Consider the following 17,670-nt stretch of genomic DNA (forward strand, 5'->3'; position numbering starts at 1 on the left):
ATCAGTCTGGAATGACGTCAGGTGCCTGCCGAGGCGCAGGCGCAGTCAACGAGGTGATCTTGATCAACAAGCCAAGGTGGCCGTTATCGAGGAAGTTCAGCTGGCCGTTCTTGGTATGGCTCTGTTGTTTCAAGCGCTCGCTGGCCGTGACCAGCCCATTGGCGTCGATCTGGTTGATCCAGAAGTCGGCGTCTACGTCAGTGAAACGGCCCAGTTTCAGTTCCAGGGTGCCCTCGATGGGAAACTGGCCGAACTGCTCGGCGCCATCACTGACGGCAATCTTGCTGCCCTGTTCGCCCAGGTTCTGTTGCCAGGCCTTGTGCATCAGCACGGTGTATTGACCGCTGGCGTTGAGTTTCTCGACGATGTTGCCCATCGCCGGCGTGCGCTGGCTGTCCGCGCCCAGGCGTTGTGCGCCGGCGTCCCAGTCCTCCGGCGCGGCGCGGCTGATAATGGCCGGCTCGGCATTCTGGCGGACCAGAATCATTTCAACCTGGTACAAGTCGTCAGCAACCGCCAGGGGAGCGATCAGCGTCATCAACAACGTCAAGGAGCGAAACAGGCGCATTGGGCGTCCTTCAAGCAGTGGTCGGATTGAGGCGCTCGAACAGCGCCTCTACGGTGTTGAAGCGCTCTTCCGGGCGTTCCATGGGCACCATGAACTTGAACATCGTGGCGCCTTCGAATTTGTAGCGTTTGGGCTGGCCCTGGATCAGCTTGATCAGGACCAGCGGATCAACCGGGGTCTGCGCCTCGAACTCGATCCGGCCGCCGTTGGGGCCGCCGTCGACTTTCTTGATGCCCAATTGCTCGGCCTTGAGCTTGAGCAGCGTTGTGCGTATCAGGTTCTTGGTCGGCTCCGGAAGCAGGCCGAAGCGGTCGATCATCTCCACTTGCAGGTCCTTCAGGCCTTCCTCGTCGGTGGCCGAGGCGATGCGTTTGTAGAGGATCAGGCGTGCATGAACATCCGGCAGGTAATCCTCGGGGATCAGCGCTGGCACCCGCAGGTTGATTTCCGGGCCGCCGCCGAGGGGCTGGTCGAGGTTCGGTTGCTCGCCCTTGCGGATCGACTTGACCGCCCGTTCAAGCATTTCCATGTACAGAGTGAAACCCACTGCCTGGATCTGCCCGCTCTGGCCATCGCCAAGCAACTCGCCAGCGCCACGGATTTCAAGGTCATTGGTGGCCAGTACGAAGCCGGCGCCCAGGTCCTGGGTGTTGGCAATGGCTTCCAGGCGTTTTTCCGCGTCCGGGGTGATCTGCTGGCGCGGCGGTGTCAGCAGGTAGGCGTAGGCCTGGTGGTGACTGCGTCCGACCCGGCCACGCAATTGGTGCAACTGGGCCAGGCCGAATTTGTCGGCGCGCTCGATGATAATCGTGTTGGCGCTTGGCACGTCGATGCCGGTCTCGATGATGGTCGAGGCGATCAGCACGTTGAAGCGCTTGTGGTAGAAGTCGCTCATCACCTGTTCGAGCTCGCGCTCACGCATTTGTCCGTGGCCGATGCCGATGCGTGCTTCCGGCACCAACTCGGCCAGGTCGGCGGCGCATTTCTCGATGGTCTTCACGTCGTTGTGCAGGTAATAGACCTGGCCGCCGCGCAGCAGCTCGCGTAGCAAGGCCTCCTTGACCGTGCTCTTGTTCTGCTCCATGACGAATGTGCGCACCGACAGGCGCCGGGCCGGCGGCGTGGCGATGATCGACAGGTCGCGCATGCCTGAAACGGCCATGTTCAATGTGCGCGGGATCGGCGTGGCGGTCAGGGTCAGGATGTCGACTTCGCTGCGCAGGGCCTTGAGCTGTTCTTTCTGGCGTACGCCAAAACGGTGCTCTTCATCGATGATCACCAGCCCGAGGTTCTTGATCTTCACATCGTCCTGCAGCAGCTTGTGCGTGCCGATGACGATGTCGATCTTGCCTTCGGCCAGGTCGGCCACGGCGGCGTTTACTTCCTTGGCGGATTTGAAGCGGCTCATCACTTCCACGGTCACCGGCCAATCGGCGAAGCGGTCGCGGAAACTGTTGTAATGCTGTTGGGCGAGCAGGGTAGTCGGCACCAGGATCGCCACCTGCTTGCCGCCATGCACGGCAATGAACGCAGCACGCATCGCCACTTCGGTCTTGCCGAAACCCACGTCGCCACACACCAGCCGGTCCATGGGCTTGGGCGCGAGCATGTCGGCGCGCACGGCTTCGATGGTGGTCTGCTGGTCGACGGTTTCTTCGAAGGGGAAGCCGGCGCTGAAGGTTTCGTAGTCGGCTTTCGGGTCTGCGAATGCATAACCCTCGCGTGCGGCCCGGCGAGCATAGATATCCAGCAATTCCGCTGCCACGTCGCGGACCTGTTCGGCGGCCTTGCGCTTGGCTTTCTGCCAGGTTTCCGAGCCCAGGCGATGGAGCGGGGCCAAGGCGTCGTCGCTGCCGGTGTAGCGGGCGATGAGGTGCAGGTTGGCCACCGGCACGTACAGTTTCGCGCCCTCGGCGTATTCGAGGGTCAGGAACTCGGCGGCCTGGTTTTCGATCTCCAGGGTCGCCAAGCCCAGGTAGCGGCCCACGCCGTGGTCAATGTGCACCACCGGCGCGCCTTCACGTAGTTCCGTGAGGTTCTTGATAACTGCGTCGTTGGCTGCGTCGGCGCGTTTTTCGCGACGACGACGCTGCATGACACGCTGGCCGAACAATGGGCTTTCAGCCACCAGGCCCAAGGCCGGATCGTCAAGGATCAAGCCGTCGTTAAGCGGTGCGATGGTGATCGCCAGGCGATCCTTGCCCGCGACAAAGTCAGGCCAGCTGTCGACGGTCTTCGGACGCAACTTCAGGCGTTCGAGCAGCTCCAGCAACACTTCGCGGCGGCCCGCGGACTCGGCGGTAAACAGCACACGGCCAGGGAAACCGTCGAGGAAACCGGCCAGGGCCGCCAGCGGTTGCGTGGCCTTGGCTTCGATTGCCAGGTCCGGCAAAGGCTTGGCAGGGAAGCGTTCACGCCCGGCGCCGGTTTCCACGTCCTGCTGGCTCGCCACCACACGGGGCCAACTCTTGAGGCGGGCGAAGCAGTCTTCCACCGGCAAGAACAGCTCGGCAGGCGGCAACAAAGGGCGAGACGGATCGACGCGACGTTCTTCGTAGCGATTACGTACATCGTTCCAGAAGTTTTCCGCCGCCTGCTCGATGCCCGGAAGGGAAAACACCTGGGTGTCCTGGGGCAGATAATCGAACAGCGTGGACGTTTCTTCGAAGAACAGCGGCAAGTAATACTCGATGCCGGCCGGCGTGATTCCGCTGCTCAGGTCCTGGAAGATCGGGCAACGGCGGAAGTCCACGTCGAAACGCTCGCGAAAACGCGCTTTGAACCGGGTGACCGCGTCTTTTTGCAGCGGGAATTCCTTGGCGGGCAACAGGCGGATCGATTGGACCTTGTCGATGGAACGCTGGTTTTCTGGATCGAAAGTGCGCAGGGTCTCGATTTCGTCATCGAACAGGTCGATGCGATAGGGCAATTTGCTGCCCATCGGGAAGAGGTCGATCAGGGCGCCACGGACCGCGAATTCACCGTGCTCGTAAACGGTATCGACGTAGCGATAGCCACTGGCCTCGAGCCGGCTGCGCATCTGCTCGACGTCAAGCTTCTGGCCGATGTCCAGCACCAGGCTGCTGCCCAGCAGGAACTGAGTCGGTGCGAGGCGATGTAGGGCTGTAGTGATCGGCACTACCAAAACGCCATGACTGAGCTCCGGCAGCCGGTAGAGGCTAGCGATGCGCTGGGAAATGATGTCCTGGTGCGGCGAAAAAAGGTCGTAGGGCAGGGTTTCCCAGTCCGGGAAATGCAGCACTGGCAAATCCGGGGCGAAGAAACCCAGCTCCTGTTCCAGCCGCTCGGCGCTCTGGCTGTCGGCGGTCAACAACAGGGTGAAGCGCTTTGCAGCGCTGGCGGCCTCGGCGATAGCCAGGCTCAGGGCGGCACCGGGCAGGTTGCCCCAGTGCTGTTTACCTGCCGCGGCAGGGAGAAGCGGAAGACGCAGAACGGGCACGGAAGGTTGAGCTCCAGCGTTGCGACAAAGTCGACAATTGTAGCGGGGGAAGTGCCCGGCTGTCAGTCGCGGACTACTCTGTCAGAACGCAAAACCACGGCGCGACGGGCGCGCATTGCTCCGCAGAGGACTCGGCGGCATAATGTAGCCCCTTTTTTCAGCCCCTACATGTGGAAGGTTACCGTGACTCAGAAGCCCGACCAGTGTCTTGGTGAATGGATTGATCGTGAAGCACTCGCAGAAGCGATGATCCCTCTCATCGGTCAGCTCTACCGCAATAACAATGTGGTGAGCTCGATCTATGGCCGCAGCCTGATCAACCAGTCTGTCATCGCGATCCTCAAGGCCCACCGCTTTGCTCGCCACCGTTCTTCCGACGACAGCGAACTCTCCGTCCACGAAACATTCCCCCTGCTCAAGGCCATGAGCGAGCTCAAGCTCGGCGCGGCTTCGGTGGACCTGGGCAAGTTGGCGTTCAAATTCCGTAACGAAGGCAATGGCCGTAGCGCCGAGCAGTTCGTTCGCGAAGAGATGGCCGATGTGGTTGGTCAACAGAACGCTTCGCCGCGCAAAGGCACTGACGTCGTGCTCTACGGCTTTGGCCGTATCGGCCGTCTGCTGGCGCGCATCCTGATCGAGAAAACCGGTGGTGGCGACGGCCTGCGCCTGCGTGCCATCGTCGTGCGCAAAGGCGCCGAGAACGACCTGACCAAGCGCGCCAGCCTGCTGCGTCGCGATTCGGTCCACGGTTCGTTCAATGGCACCATTACCATCGACGAAGAAAACAACACCATCACCGCCAACGGCAACCTGATCCAGGTGATCTACGCGAAGAACCCGACCGAGGTGGATTACACCCAGTACGGCATCAAGGACGCGCTGCTGGTGGACAACACCGGCGTATGGCGTGACGCCGATGGCCTGGGCCAGCACCTGGCGTGCCCGGGTATCGACCGCGTTGTCCTGACCGCGCCTGGCAAGGGCAAGCTGAAGAACATCGTTCACGGTATCAACCACAACGAAATCACCGCTGACGACAAGATTGTGTCCGCCGCGTCCTGCACCACCAACGCCATCGTGCCGGTGCTCAAGGCCGTGAACGACAAGTTCGGCATCATCAACGGTCACGTCGAAACCGTTCACTCGTACACCAACGACCAGAACCTGATCGACAACTTCCACAAGGGCGATCGCCGTGGTCGTAGCGCCGCGCTGAACATGGTCATCACCGAGACCGGTGCCGCCACTGCTGCAGCCAAGGCCCTGCCTGAGCTGGCCGGCAAGCTGACCGGTAACGCGATCCGCGTGCCGACGCCGAACGTGTCGATGGCCATTCTCAACCTGAACCTTGAGAAAGCCGCGACTCGCGAAGAGATGAACGACTACCTGCGCTACATGGCGCTGCACTCCGATCTGCATAAGCAAATCGACTTCGTCAACTCGCAGGAAGTGGTGTCCACCGACTTCGTTGGCTCCCGCCACGCCGGTGTCGTCGACGCAGAAGCGACCATCGTCCAGGATAACCGTGTTGTCCTTTACGTCTGGTACGACAACGAGTTCGGTTACAGCTGCCAGGTGGTTCGCGTGATGGAAGACATGGCTGATGTGAATCCGCCTGCATTCCCGCGCTAAGCGTTAACTGCTTGTGAAAACGCCCCGACTTGTCGGGGCGTTTTTTTGCCTGGGATTTGTCAGGCGCCACTAACGGCAGAAGCTTGGGCGGTCCGCAGCTCATGCCGGTTACCCTTGAACAGCACCAAGGTCGCAATCAACCCCAACACCGCCGCGCCGCTGAGCCAGATTCCCGGTGCAGCCTTGTTGCCGAGCACGTGGATCAGGTAGGTGCAGGCCGCTGGGGTAAATCCGCCGAAGGTCGCGGTGGCGAGGCTATAGGCCAGGGAAAAACCAGTGGTACGCACCTCGACTGGCATGATTTCCGTCAAGGCCACGACCATTGCGCCGTTGTAGGATCCATACAGGAACGATAGCCACAACTCGACGATCAGCAGATGGCTGAAACTGGGGTTCGCCACCAGCCAGGACAGTGCTGGGTACGCGGTCAGGATCGCCAGGATCGTCGCACCGAGCAGTAGGGGTTTACGCCCGATCCTGTCGGAAAACGCGCCCATCACGGGCAGCCAGAAGAAGTTCGACAAGCCGATGCACACGGTGACTAATAGCGCGTCCAGGTCCGAAAGGTTCAACTCGGCCTTGCCGAAGGTCGGTGTGTAAGCCGTGATCAGGTAGAACGACACTGTGGTCATCACTACCAACGCCATGCCTGCCAATACGATGCCGAAGTTCTGACCGATGGAGCGGACAATTTCTGACAGGGTAGGGCGGTGTTTTCTGGCCTGGAATTCAGCCGTCTCCTCCAGGGAGCGGCGAATCACGAAGATGACCGGTACGATCAGACAGCCGACCAGGAACGGCACGCGCCAGCCCCATTCGCCCATCTCCTGGGGGCTCAACCAATGATTGAGACCGACCCCCAGCAGACCGGCGAACACCACCGCGGCCTGTTGGCTGGCGGACTGCCAACTGACGAAAAAGCCCTTGCGCCCTGGCGTGGAAATTTCCGCCAGGTACACCGACACCCCACCCAGCTCCACGCCAGCGGAAAAGCCTTGCAGCAATCGACCCAGCAACACCAGTAACGGTGCCGCCACGCCCAATGTGGCGTAGCCCGGAACGCAGGCGATCAGCACCGTGCCGGCGGCCATCATCGCCAGGGTGATGATCAGGCCTTTGCGGCGGCCGTGGCGGTCGATGTAGGCGCCGAGGAAAATCGCGCCCAGCGGACGCATCAGGAATCCCGCGCCGAACGTGGCCAGGGACAGCATCAGCGAGGCAAAGGCGCTGTCTGTTGGGAAAAATGTCTTGGCGATGGCCGTGGCGTAGAAGCCGTAGACCATGAAGTCGAACATCTCGAGGAAGTTGCCGCTGACGACGCGGAAAATCGCCTTGCCGTTGCTCGTGTTGGAAGACATGGTTAAGTACCCACTTTGGCAAATCTTGTATGAAAACGCTGCAGCCCCTGTGGGAGCGAGCTTGCTCGTAATAGCGGTGTGTCAGGTAGCGCATTGTCGATGAGCTCCCGCCGCCGCGAGCAAGCTCGCTCCCACAGGTTTTTTGCGCGTGTCTGTAGCCCATAATGGCTGGCGCGGTTTTGTCGGGAGATGAAGATTTGTTAACTGGACGATGGATAGGGGGTGTGATGCTTGCTGGCGTGTTATCCGCTTGCGGCAACGGCGACACCTTGGAGCGCTTCGACGGCCCGACCATGGGCAGCCGCTATTCCATCCAGTACGTCAGGCATGTCGCTACCCCCGGTCCGAAAGTGGTGCAGGGCGAGGTGGAAAAGATCCTGGCCGAAGTAGATAGACAGTTGTCCACCTATCGCAGTGACTCGGACATCGAGCGTTTCAATACGATGCCTGCTGATAGTTGCCGAGTGATGCCGGAGCCAGTGCTCGAGCTGATCCGAGCGGGCGAGCAACTCTCCTCGCAAAGCGCAGGTGCCTTCGATTTGACGGTTGAGCCTTTATTGAACCTGTGGGGGTTCGGTCCGCAGTCCCGGGAAGAACAGATGCCGAGCGCCGAGGCCCTGGCTGAAACTCGTCAGCGCGTAGGTCATAGACATCTGCGCATTGAGCGCGACCAACTGTGCAAGGACGCCGCGGTGGAAGTCGATTTCAACAGCATCGCGGCCGGTTACGCCGTCGACCGCATCGCCGCCAGGCTTCAGGCCCTGGGCATCGACAGCTACCTGGCCGAAGCCACCGGTGAACTCAAGGCTATCGGGCGCAAGCCGGATGGTTCGCCCTGGCGCATCGCTCTGGAAGAACCACGGGACGACCGGCAAGTGGCGGAGCGGGTCATCGAGGTCAACGGCTACGGGATTTCAACGTCAGGTGATTACCGAAAATACTTCGAGCAGGGCGGCAAGCGTTATTCCCACACCTTTGATGCGCGTACTGGTGCGCCGGTCCTACACAACCTGGCGTCCGTCACGGTGATTCATCCTTCGGCGATGATGGCCGATGGACTATCGACGCTGTTGCTGATTCTCGGTCCTGAACGAGGTTGGGACTATGCCCAGGAACAAGGCGTCGGGGTATTTTTCGTATTGCGGGATGGGGAGCGTTTCGTCAGCCGCACCAACGACATCTTTGAACGGATGACCCGTGGAAAAAACCAATGATCATTGAAGTGGAATTACCGTGGCGAGGGAGCTTGCTCCCGCTTGAGTGCGAAGCGCTCACAAAAATGGAGGGGGCGCTACGCACCCCAGCGGGAGCAAGCTCCCTCGCCACATGATCCAAGCGTACTTGAGATCAGTGTCATGCAATGACAGGGTGCTGAAAGGCTCCCGTGGCGAAATAGCGCAGGCAAAGGGGGCATTCTCAATTAATTTACCCACAACGCGGTGGGGAAACTAATTGAGAACGCCCCCTAGCCTACGACGCGACCAAGGGGTAATGTGCGCGGCGTTGACGCTTCTATAGACTGTGGCCGGGCGCGTGAACCGGCCCCAAATTGTTCCTTCATGTCGCCGGTCGGCATGATTTAGCCGTCGGTGCCAAGCGTGGCATCGCGGCCTGTTCTGAGGAGTACGCATGGCTGTCTACAACTACGACGTGGTAGTACTGGGTTCCGGCCCTGCCGGGGAAGGCGCGGCAATGAACGCTGCCAAGGCAGGGCGCAAAGTGGCGATGGTCGACAGCCGTCGGCAGGTCGGCGGCAACTGCACCCACTTGGGCACCATCCCGTCCAAGGCCTTGCGTCACTCGGTCCGGCAGATCATGCAGTTCAACACCAACCCGATGTTCCGGGCCATCGGCGAGCCGCGCTGGTTCTCCTTTCCGGACGTGCTCAAGAGCGCCGAGAAGGTGATCTCCAAGCAAGTGGCCTCGCGTACCGGCTACTACGCTCGCAACCGTGTCGATGTGTTCTTCGGCACTGGCAGCTTCGCCGACGAGCAGACTGTCGAAGTAGTCTGTGGCAATGGCGTGGTCGAGAAACTGGTGGCCAAGCACATCATCATCGCCACCGGTTCGCGCCCATATCGTCCGGCTGATATCGATTTCAACCACGCACGTATCTACGATAGCGACACTATCCTGAGCCTGGGTCACACCCCACGTAAGCTCATCGTCTACGGCGCCGGGGTGATCGGTTGCGAATACGCCTCGATCTTCAGCGGCCTGGGCGTGCTGGTGGAGCTGGTGGACAACCGCGGCCAGTTGCTGAGCTTCCTTGACTCGGAAATCTCCCAGGCCTTGAGCTACCACTTCAGCAACAACAACATTACCGTGCGCCACAACGAGGAATACGACCGCGTGGAAGGCGTCGACAACGGTGTGATCCTGCACCTCAAGTCTGGCAAGAAGATCAAGGCCGACGCCTTGCTCTGGTGCAACGGCCGTACCGGCAACACGGACACCCTGGGCCTGGAGAACATTGGCGTAAAGGTCAACAGCCGTGGCCAGATCGAGGTCGACGAGAACTACCGCACCTGCGTACCGAATATCTACGGTGCCGGTGATGTGATCGGATGGCCGAGCCTGGCCAGTGCCGCCCACGACCAGGGCCGTTCGGCCGCCGGCAGTATTGTCGACAACGGCAGCTGGCGCTTCGTCAACGATGTACCGACTGGCATCTACACCATTCCGGAGATCAGCTCGATCGGCAAGAACGAGCAGGAACTGACCCAGGCCAAGGTGCCTTATGAAGTGGGCAAGGCCTTTTTCAAGAGCATGGCGCGGGCACAGATCGCCGGCGAGCCGCAAGGCATGCTGAAGATCCTCTTCCATCGCGAGACGCTGGAAGTGCTCGGCGTGCACTGCTTCGGCTATCAGGCGTCGGAGATCGTTCACATCGGCCAGGCGATCATGAACCAGCCGGGCGAACTGAACACGTTGAAATACTTCGTGAACACCACGTTCAACTACCCGACCATGGCTGAAGCCTATCGGGTAGCCGCCTATGACGGGCTCAACCGGCTTTTTTGAGCGGCTCCGGCCGGTGGCCTGAGCCGGCCGGGGAGACCGATTTCAGCAATTCTCGAGGGTGGCAGTGGCCAAACCGGGAAAGTCTGTAATCAGGCTGTCAGCGCCAAAGTCGGCGAGCCTGCGCATGAGCGCGGGCTCGTTGACCGTCCACACCGACACATGCAGCCCCTGGCGCTGCGCCTTGATAAGGCGTTCCGGCGTGCACAGGGTCCAGTTCAGCGCCAGAATCTCGCAGCCATAACTCTGGGCGACCTTCAACGGGTCGAGCCAGGCGTATTCGGCCACCAGTCCGCGGGAAATGTCCGGGGTCAGGTCCAGGGCCGCCTTGAGCACTTCCCGGGAACTGGAGGTGATGGTGATCTTATCCAGCAGCCCGAAGCGTTGGGCCATCTCGCGAATGCCCAGCACGGTTGCGGCGGCGCGGGTGCGTGACGCGCTTTTCACTTCAAGTTGCCAGTGCTCGAAATCGCATTGCTCGAACAGCTCTTCCAGCCGTGGAATCGGGCACGGCTTGATCCAGCCTGGGCCACCTTTGCGCGCATCGTAGGTCACCAGTTCGGCGGCGGTGTGTTCGACGACCTTGCCCCGGCGATCTGTGGTGCGCTTGAGGGTCGGGTCGTGGATCACCATCAATTCGCCGTCCATGGACAGGTGCAAGTCCAGCTCGCAACGGCGCACGCCGTGCTTGAGGCATTCCTGGAACCCGGTGAGGGTATTTTCCGGTGCTTCGCCCTTGGCGCCGCGGTGGCCATAGATGAGGGTCACGGTTCTTCCTTATTGATGCCAGATTCGTTCAGTTCCCGCGCCAGGCGCCGTTCTTGCGCCTGTTTTTGCAGGATGTAGCGGGCCAGCAATTGGCGCTGGGCGTCGGTCGGGTGTTCAAACTCTGTTCCCACGTCGTAGCCATCGCCCTTGGGATCGCAATGCGTGACGCGGGCTCGGAGCAACAGGCCCAGGGCCTGGGGCATCAGCACCAGCTTGATCGACAGGTGCGCGCCGACCGCAACGGGGGAGGGGTATTGGAAATCAATGCCGCCTTCGGAGATGATCACAGGCTGTGGTTCGCCGATTTCGCCAAGCACGGTCACCGCGATGACCTGGCTGAGCAAGTCGATGCGTTTGTTCATGGCCTTCAGGTAGGCGGCGATGCTGCGTTCGCGCTCGCTGATCTGGCGCAACAGGTGCTGTGACTCGAATTCGCTCAGGTGCAATTCGCTGAGCAGATTGAACAATGGGGACTCATCCTGCAACACTTCCTGGCTGGCGGCTTCAGGAACGGACAGGGGCCGAATTTCCAGTGCGATCGTGTCCTCGATACGGTAGTATTCGCGGCGATCTTCTTCATCTAATGTCGACATGGCGAACCCATGGTAGCGGCGGTGGTCTGAGTGTAAAGCTGGTTTGTGACCCCCGCCACAAGGACGTTCCTTTTCCCTCCGAACAAGCCCCGACATGTTCAGACCTCTCTTCGTATTCATCGGCACGCGTTATACCCGTGCAAAGCGTCGCAATCATTTCGTATCGTTCATCTCCCTGACGTCCATCATCGGGCTGGCCCTTGGCGTGGTCGTGATGATCGTCGTGTTGTCGGTGATGAACGGCTTCGATCATGAAATGCGCACCCGCGTGCTGGGCATGGTGCCCCACGCGACCCTCGAAACCGGCGAAGCCATCAGCGATTGGCCGAGCCTGGCCGCCAACGTCAAGCGGAACCCGCAGGTGCTGGCCGTGGCGCCTTTCACGCAGATGCAGGGGCTGCTGACCAACGACGGCAAGGTTTCCAAGGTCTTGCTCAACGGCATCGACCCCGGGCTGGAGCGGCAGGTGTCGATCATCGACAACTTCATGAAGCAGGGCAAACTCGACGACCTGGCGCCAGGCAGCTTCGGCATCGTGATCGGTGACAAAGCCGCGGCCAAGCTCGGCGTGGCCATCGGCGACAAGCTGACCTTCGTCGCGCCGGAAGTCACCGTCACCCCGGGCGGCATGTTCCCGCGCATGAAACGCTTTACCGTGGTAGGCATCTTCCACGTCGGCGCCGGCGAGCTGGACGGCTACCTGGGCGTGACCAATCTTCAGGATCTCGCCCGCCTGCATCGCTGGAAACCGGACCAGGTCCAAGGCCTGCGATTGAAGTTCGATGACCTGTTCCAGGCGCCACGTGTTGCCTGGAACATTGCCCAGCAACTCGGCGAAGACCGTTACTACGCCCGCGACTGGACCCGCACACACGGCAACCTGTACCAGGCGATCCGCATGGAAAAAGCCATGATCGGCCTGCTGCTGTTGCTGATTGTCGCCGTGGCGGCGTTCAACATCATCTCGACGCTGGTGATGGTGGTGAACGACAAGAAGGGCGATATCGCCATCCTGCGTACCCTCGGCGCCACGCCGGGGCAGATCATGCGCATCTTCATGGTCCAGGGCACCGTCATCGGCGTTATCGGTACGTTCGTCGGGGCCCTGGTCGGAATGTTCGCCGCGCTGAATGTCAGCGCCGCGATTGCCGGTCTCGAAACCCTGATCGGGCACAAGTTTCTCAACGCCGACGTGTACTTCATCGATTACTTGCCTTCGCAATTGCAGGCCGATGACGTGTTGATGGTCTGCGGCGCCGCGTTGATCCTGAGTTTCCTCGCCACCCTGTATCCAGCCTGGCGTGCCGCGCGCACCCAGCCTGCGGAGGCGTTACGTTATGAGTGAGTCGGGCATGAGTGAAAAAGCAATCTTGAGTTGCCGCGACCTGGGCAAATCCTACGAGGAAGGCCCGGAGTCGGTGGTGGTGTTGTCGGGCCTGCAGCTGGAGCTGCATCCCGGCGAGCGCGTGGCGATCGTCGGAACTTCCGGCTCGGGCAAAAGCACCTTGCTGAACCTGCTCGGTGGCCTCGATACGCCCACCGCCGGCAGTGTCTGGCTGGCGGGCGAAGAACTCTCGGCATTGAATGAGAAAGCCCGTGGCCTGTTGCGTAACCGTTCCCTGGGTTTCGTCTATCAGTTCCACCATCTGCTGCCCGAGTTCACGGCCCTGGAAAACGTCTGCATGCCGCTGTTGATCGGTCGCACGGCGATTCCCGAGGCCCGTCAGCGCGCCACTGCACTGTTGGAGCGGGTAGGGCTGGGGCATCGCCTGGAGCACAAGCCGGCCGAACTGTCCGGTGGCGAGCGCCAGCGCGTGGCGATTGCCCGCGCCCTGGTCAACAAGCCCGGCCTGGTGATGCTCGACGAGCCGACCGGCAACCTCGATTCCCACACCGCCCAGGGCATCCAGGACTTGATGCTGGAGCTCAGCACCTCGATGCGCACGGCGTTCCTGGTGGTGACCCATGATATGAACCTGGCCCGCCAGATGGACCGCGTCCTGCATTTGCAGGAAGGTTGCCTGACGCCCATCTGATCGACCGAAACCCGGCGCTTGCCGCAAGCGCCGGGTCTTTTATTTTCATACGGTGCCCAACGAATGTTCAGACCGTTATCGATTTTCATCGGCACGCGCTATACCCGCGCCAAGCGCCGCAATCGTTTTGTCTCGTTCATTTCCATGACATCGATGATCGGCCTCGCCCTTGGCGTACTGGCGATGATCGTCGTGTTGTCGGTGATGAATGGCTTCCAGCGCGAAATGAGTTCGCGCATCCTCGGCATGGTTCCGCACGCCACCATCGTTGGCGTTAACCCGATCGATGACTGGCAGCCAGTGGCCGCCGCCGCATTGAAAAATCCTGAAGTCCTCGCGGCCGTTCCGTTCACCGAGATGGAAGGCATGCTGAGCCATAAAGGATCGATGCAGCCGATCCAGATCAGCGGCGTGGACCCGGCCCAGGAAGGCAAGGTTTCCATCGTCGCCCAGCACATCGTCCAGGGCCGTCTCGACGCCCTGAAACCGGGGGAGTTTGGCGTGGTGATCGGCGAGATCACTGCCCGGCGCTTCCGCCTGAACGTGGGCGATAAACTGACCCTGATCGTGCCGGAAGTCAGCACCGCGCCTGGTGGCATCACACCACGGATGCAGCGGCTGAATGTGGTCGGCGTGTTCAAGGTCGGCGCCGAGCTGGACGGCTCCATGGCGCTGATCCACCTGGCTGACGCCGCGCAGATGCAGCACTGGCAGCCGAACCAGGTGCAAAGCGTGCGCCTGGCGGTGAAGGACTTGTACGCAGCGCCGAAGGTTTCCGGTGACATCGCCACCGGTCTCGGCGCGAACTACAAGGCCGACGACTGGACCCACACCCAGGGCAGCCTGTTCAGCGCCATGAAAATGGAAAAGACCATGATTGGCTTGCTGTTGCTGATGATCGTCGCGGTGGCGGCGTTCAACATCATCGCCACGTTGATCATGGTGGTGAACGATAAAGGCGCCGACATCGCCATCCTGCGCACCATCGGCGCCACGCCGCGGCAGATCATGGCGATCTTCATGGTCCAGGGAACGGTGATCGGTATCGTCGGCACGCTCATTGGCGGCGTGCTGGGCGTGATCGCCGCGTTGAACGTCAGTGAGTTGGTGGGTTGGCTGGAGCGGGTCAGCGGTCAGCACATTTTCAGTTCCGATGTGTATTTCGTCAGCAACCTGCCGTCTGAGCTTCAGCGTGGCGACGTGGTGCTGATCTGTTCTGCCGGGTTCATCCTCAGCTTCCTCGCCACCGTGTACCCGGCGTGGCGCGCGGCGAAGATCGAACCGGCGCAGGCGTTGCGGTATTCTTGAGGCTGAACCGGCTTACGTGGCGAGGGAGCTTGCTCCCGCTGGGCTTCGCCGCAGCCCAAAAATCTCACTCATCGAAATGATAAGCAGCGTTTGGATTTTGGGAGCGCTTCGCCCTCCAGCGGGAGCAAGCTCCCTCGCCACCGGGATTGAGTCCGGCAGGCGGGTTCGTGGCACAACCTGACAAAGTTGTAATCGAGTTGTAAGCCGACTGGCAGGCCTGCGACGATGGATTTTCCCACACGCTGAATCTGACTGGAGTATGGACATGTTGATGGGAGTACGCTTGATCCTGGCTGTTTGCGCATTGACCCTCAGTGCGCTGTCGTGGGCATCGCCGGGCCATTTTGATTTCGGTCAGCCTGCGCCAGCGGCCAAGGCCGGTCGCAGCATCGATGTGGTGATGGGCGACATGACGTTCGATCCCGGTGCGCTGGGCGTCAAGGCCGGCGAGACGGTTCGATTCGTACTCATCAACAAAGGCCAGCTGCTTCATGAGTTCAACCTCGGCAACGCTGCAACGCACGTGGAGCACCAAAAGCAAATGCTCAAGATGCAGCAGAGCGGCCAGTTGATGCCGACCACGATGAAGTCGGGGTTGGATCATGCCGCCATGGGCCACGGCGAGGCGAAGATGCGCCACGATGATCCCAACAGCGTGCTGGTGGAGCCGGGCAAGACCGCCGAGCTGACCTGGACCTTCAGCAAGGCCACGCGCCTGGAATTCGCCTGTAATGTTCCCGGCCATTACCAGGCTGGCATGAGGGGCGAGCTGACAGTCAGTCAGTAAGCACTCAAAGGCTGCGGCAAAGACTGGTAGAATCCGCTGATTCTTCAGTCAGGTTTCCGTCATGCATCCCGCAGCCGAACATTCGCCGCTGGGCAAATCCAGCGAATACATCGCCACGTACACGCCGTCATTGCTGTTCCCGATTCCGCGCGCCGCGAAGTGGGCGGAGCTGGGCCTGACGGCCGAGACCCTGCCGTACAAAGGCGTGGATTTCTGGAACTGTTTCGAATTGTCCTGGCTGTTGCCTTCCGGCAAGCCGGTGGTGGCCATCGGCGAGTTCGCCATCGCGGCGGATTCGCCGAACATTATCGAGTCCAAATCCTTCAAGCTTTACTTGAACTCGTTGAACCAGACCCCATTCACCGACACCGCGAGCCTGGAAGCGACCTTGCGCCAGGACCTTTCGGCGGCTGCCGGCAAGCCAGTGGGTGTGCGGATCCGCAGTCTCAAGGATGTGGAAAACGAAGGCATCGTGGCGCTGCCCGGTGCGTGCATCGACGAATTGGACATCAGCGTCGATTCCTATGAACACCCGCGCCCGGAACTGTTGCGTTGCGATGACTCGCGCATCGTCGAGGAAAGCCTGCACAGCCATTTGCTCAAGTCCAACTGCCCGGTGACGAGCCAGCCGGATTGGGGCAGCGTAGCGGTGGAGTATCGCGGCGCTGCGTTGGATCATGCGAGCTTGTTGGCCTATATCGTTAGCTTTCGCCAGCACTCGGATTTCCATGAGCAGTGCGTGGAGCGGATCTTCCTCGACCTGCAGCGCTTGCTCAAGCCGGAGAAACTGACGGTGTATGCGCGGTATGTGCGGCGTGGTGGGCTGGACATCAATCCGTATCGCAGCACCGACGAGGTGCAATTGCCGAACCATCGGCTGGTCCGCCAATGACATCTTGATTGTGGGATTGCATTTCAATTCGTAAACATTAAAAAGCCCTGCTGGCGATAGCAGGGCTTTCTGCGTTTCAAGGGTTTAGATCCCCATGCCGCCCAAGGTAATGACGATATTGCGCAGTGTTCCGGCGATCGTTGGGTGCTCCACTTCAAAACGCTCTACGGCCAGGTTTACGCCGTCGACCAGGTTGTTGTCCTGAAGCTGGTTTTCCAATTCGATCTGAGATTCGATCTCTGCCATCAACTTGTGCAGATGTTCGCGATCTGGCTCAGACAGCGGCGGGTCCTGTTCCAATTGCTCGCGCAAGGTATCGAGTTGTTCTTGCAATTCCCGGCTGGCAGGCATTGGCGTACTCCCTTTATTGATAGGCACAGACATGGACCGCGACGCTGCGTCAAAGGTCCTTGGCCTGCCTTAAGAGTAATCCACACTCACGCACCCTGCATGATCCGGCTCAGGGCTTCTCGCCTTTTTGTCTGCGCAGGCTGATGTCGGTCAGGCAAGTGTCCAGTTCGCCCAGGTGGTCGATCACCGAATGCACGCCGAGGCTGAAGAGCTGCACCGTGGCCTTGGCCCGTTTGATTTCCCGTTCCTGCTGGCTCAGGGCTTGCCATTCGGAAGGGGACAGCCCGCACAATGAGCCGCAGGACGCCAGTCCAATGGTCCACAACCCGGCGTTGAGCCCGGACTGCAACAACTTGGGTTCGCCACTGACCAACACGCAGCCGTCCAACTGTTGGACGTTCAGCGCCATGAGGGCTTGCCAGCAGGCATGCGGCGCCGGCCAAGGTTGATTTGTTGCGGGAAGTTGCGGCGCCTTGATGGACGCAGGCAACGAAGTCGCCAGGCCATGGCTGACGGCGGGGGGCAGGTCGTCGAGCCAGGCGCAGGGGATATCCAGATGCTGCAAGCGTTGCAGGCTTTCCAGCGCGCCTGGGGTCGGATGGGCATGATCCGATGGCTGGGTGCCTGGCTGGCGTATGCGCGCCCCGAAATCCACCAGGCATCCACTCAGGCCAAACAGTACGGCGGTAAGGCTGGGGGCAGGGAGGGGCAGTGCTTCGGCGCGCGGCATGGGAACGTCCTTGAAATAACCAGCAGCCTAGCGAGCGCGGATGACAGTCCGGTGACAGCACCATGATGCGAGTTAGTTGTGGAATATTCCTACAGCGAGCTTCTTGCTTCAGTGCTGCCTATCCACGTTTTCCGTCTTATACTAGCGGCCTTACCGCCTGGGCTCG

The 17,670-nt window shown here is 60.7% G+C and carries 15 protein-coding genes; 8 read left to right on the forward strand and 7 right to left on the reverse strand.

Features of this window, described 5'->3' with window-relative positions:
* Position 1 precedes the first annotated feature (1 nt).
* Together J3P92_RS09535 and mfd are read right to left on the reverse strand one after the other, a co-directional pair.
* Positions 2-568, reverse strand: coding sequence for a CsiV family protein (locus J3P92_RS09535; RefSeq protein WP_420764675.1), 567 nt, complete (start codon positions 566-568; stop codon positions 2-4).
* Positions 569-578: 10 nt separating this feature from the next.
* Positions 579-4,028, reverse strand: a complete 3,450-nt coding sequence (gene mfd, locus J3P92_RS09540; protein WP_434650530.1) for a transcription-repair coupling factor — start codon at positions 4,026-4,028, stop codon at positions 579-581.
* A gap of 168 nt (positions 4,029-4,196) precedes the next feature.
* Between mfd and J3P92_RS09545 the strand changes: the two genes are divergently transcribed.
* Positions 4,197-5,660, forward strand: coding sequence for a glyceraldehyde-3-phosphate dehydrogenase (locus J3P92_RS09545; protein ID WP_420764673.1), 1,464 nt, complete (start codon positions 4,197-4,199; stop codon positions 5,658-5,660).
* A gap of 59 nt (positions 5,661-5,719) precedes the next feature.
* On the opposite strand, the gene J3P92_RS09550 is transcribed toward J3P92_RS09545, so the two are convergent.
* Positions 5,720-7,018, reverse strand: a complete 1,299-nt coding sequence (locus J3P92_RS09550) for an MFS transporter (protein WP_434650532.1) — start codon at positions 7,016-7,018, stop codon at positions 5,720-5,722.
* Between the two features lie 227 nt (positions 7,019-7,245).
* Between J3P92_RS09550 and J3P92_RS09555 the strand changes: the two genes are divergently transcribed.
* Together J3P92_RS09555 and sthA are read left to right on the forward strand one after the other, a co-directional pair.
* Positions 7,246-8,232 (forward strand): FAD:protein FMN transferase, encoded by a 987-nt coding sequence (locus J3P92_RS09555; protein ID WP_434651113.1) that lies wholly within the window; start codon positions 7,246-7,248, stop codon positions 8,230-8,232.
* 415 nt (positions 8,233-8,647) lie between these two features.
* A complete protein-coding gene (gene sthA / locus J3P92_RS09560; RefSeq protein ID WP_304553302.1) occupies positions 8,648-10,042 on the forward strand; it encodes a Si-specific NAD(P)(+) transhydrogenase in 1,395 nt (464 codons plus the stop codon).
* A gap of 42 nt (positions 10,043-10,084) precedes the next feature.
* Here sthA and J3P92_RS09565 read toward each other — a convergent pair whose 3' ends face one another.
* Both J3P92_RS09565 and J3P92_RS09570 read right to left on the reverse strand, forming a co-directional pair.
* Entirely contained in the window at positions 10,085-10,807 is a 723-nt protein-coding gene (locus J3P92_RS09565; RefSeq protein ID WP_434563286.1) for a glycerophosphodiester phosphodiesterase, read from the reverse strand.
* A complete protein-coding gene (locus J3P92_RS09570; RefSeq protein ID WP_434563288.1) occupies positions 10,804-11,400 on the reverse strand; it encodes a PilZ domain-containing protein in 597 nt (198 codons plus the stop codon). The genes J3P92_RS09565 and J3P92_RS09570 overlap by 4 nt, the downstream gene beginning before the upstream one ends.
* 94 nt (positions 11,401-11,494) lie before the next feature.
* Here J3P92_RS09570 and J3P92_RS09575 point away from each other — a divergent pair, with 94 nt between their 5' ends.
* From J3P92_RS09575 to queF, 5 genes are all read left to right on the forward strand, one after another.
* Positions 11,495-12,745, forward strand: coding sequence for a lipoprotein-releasing ABC transporter permease subunit (locus J3P92_RS09575; RefSeq protein ID WP_434563290.1), 1,251 nt, complete (start codon positions 11,495-11,497; stop codon positions 12,743-12,745).
* Between the two features lie 7 nt (positions 12,746-12,752).
* Positions 12,753-13,436, forward strand: a complete 684-nt coding sequence (gene lolD, locus J3P92_RS09580; protein ID WP_434563292.1) for a lipoprotein-releasing ABC transporter ATP-binding protein LolD — start codon at positions 12,753-12,755, stop codon at positions 13,434-13,436.
* A gap of 63 nt (positions 13,437-13,499) precedes the next feature.
* The gene (locus tag J3P92_RS09585; protein ID WP_434628411.1) at positions 13,500-14,744 is read left to right on the forward strand and encodes a lipoprotein-releasing ABC transporter permease subunit; all 1,245 of its coding nucleotides are present in this window, start codon (positions 13,500-13,502) and stop codon (positions 14,742-14,744) included.
* A gap of 265 nt (positions 14,745-15,009) precedes the next feature.
* On the forward strand, positions 15,010-15,531 hold the full coding sequence (copI, locus tag J3P92_RS09590; RefSeq protein ID WP_434650534.1) for a copper-resistant cuproprotein CopI: 522 nt from the start codon (positions 15,010-15,012) through the stop codon (positions 15,529-15,531).
* Between the two features lie 61 nt (positions 15,532-15,592).
* Entirely contained in the window at positions 15,593-16,423 is an 831-nt protein-coding gene (gene queF / locus J3P92_RS09595; protein WP_420764666.1) for an NADPH-dependent 7-cyano-7-deazaguanine reductase QueF, read from the forward strand.
* Positions 16,424-16,507: 84 nt separating this feature from the next.
* Here the strand turns inward: queF and J3P92_RS09600 are convergent, their stop codons facing one another.
* Positions 16,508-16,774: a DUF4404 family protein gene (locus J3P92_RS09600; protein WP_420764665.1), complete on the reverse strand. Its 267-nt coding sequence runs from the start codon at positions 16,772-16,774 to the stop codon at positions 16,508-16,510.
* Positions 16,775-16,883: 109 nt separating this feature from the next.
* Positions 16,884-17,504, reverse strand: a complete 621-nt coding sequence (locus tag J3P92_RS09605) for an HAD family phosphatase (protein ID WP_434650536.1) — start codon at positions 17,502-17,504, stop codon at positions 16,884-16,886.
* Positions 17,505-17,670 lie beyond the last annotated feature (166 nt).

This window comes from Pseudomonas sp. D3-27 (genome assembly GCF_051132165.1).
Taxonomy (GTDB): Bacteria; Pseudomonadota; Gammaproteobacteria; order Pseudomonadales; family Pseudomonadaceae; genus Aquipseudomonas.

Excerpts from the sequence above, each read along its gene's own strand:
- J3P92_RS09535 (WP_420764675.1), bottom strand. The coding sequence starts at position 568 with ATGCGCCTGTTTCGCTCCTTGACGTTGTTGATGACGCTGATCGCTCCC.
- J3P92_RS09545 (WP_420764673.1), top strand. The coding sequence starts at position 4,197 with ATGTGGAAGGTTACCGTGACTCAGAAGCCCGACCAGTGTCTTGGTGAA.
- J3P92_RS09550 (WP_434650532.1), bottom strand. The coding sequence starts at position 7,018 with ATGTCTTCCAACACGAGCAACGGCAAGGCGATTTTCCGCGTCGTCAGC.
- J3P92_RS09555 (WP_434651113.1), top strand. The coding sequence starts at position 7,246 with ATGCTTGCTGGCGTGTTATCCGCTTGCGGCAACGGCGACACCTTGGAG.
- sthA (WP_304553302.1), top strand. The coding sequence starts at position 8,648 with ATGGCTGTCTACAACTACGACGTGGTAGTACTGGGTTCCGGCCCTGCC.
- J3P92_RS09570 (WP_434563288.1), bottom strand. The coding sequence starts at position 11,400 with ATGTCGACATTAGATGAAGAAGATCGCCGCGAATACTACCGTATCGAG.
- J3P92_RS09575 (WP_434563290.1), top strand. The coding sequence starts at position 11,495 with ATGTTCAGACCTCTCTTCGTATTCATCGGCACGCGTTATACCCGTGCA.
- lolD (WP_434563292.1), top strand. The coding sequence starts at position 12,753 with ATGAGTGAAAAAGCAATCTTGAGTTGCCGCGACCTGGGCAAATCCTAC.
- J3P92_RS09585 (WP_434628411.1), top strand. The coding sequence starts at position 13,500 with ATGTTCAGACCGTTATCGATTTTCATCGGCACGCGCTATACCCGCGCC.
- copI (WP_434650534.1), top strand. The coding sequence starts at position 15,010 with ATGTTGATGGGAGTACGCTTGATCCTGGCTGTTTGCGCATTGACCCTC.
- queF (WP_420764666.1), top strand. The coding sequence starts at position 15,593 with ATGCATCCCGCAGCCGAACATTCGCCGCTGGGCAAATCCAGCGAATAC.
- J3P92_RS09600 (WP_420764665.1), bottom strand. The coding sequence starts at position 16,774 with ATGCCTGCCAGCCGGGAATTGCAAGAACAACTCGATACCTTGCGCGAG.
- J3P92_RS09605 (WP_434650536.1), bottom strand. The coding sequence starts at position 17,504 with ATGCCGCGCGCCGAAGCACTGCCCCTCCCTGCCCCCAGCCTTACCGCC.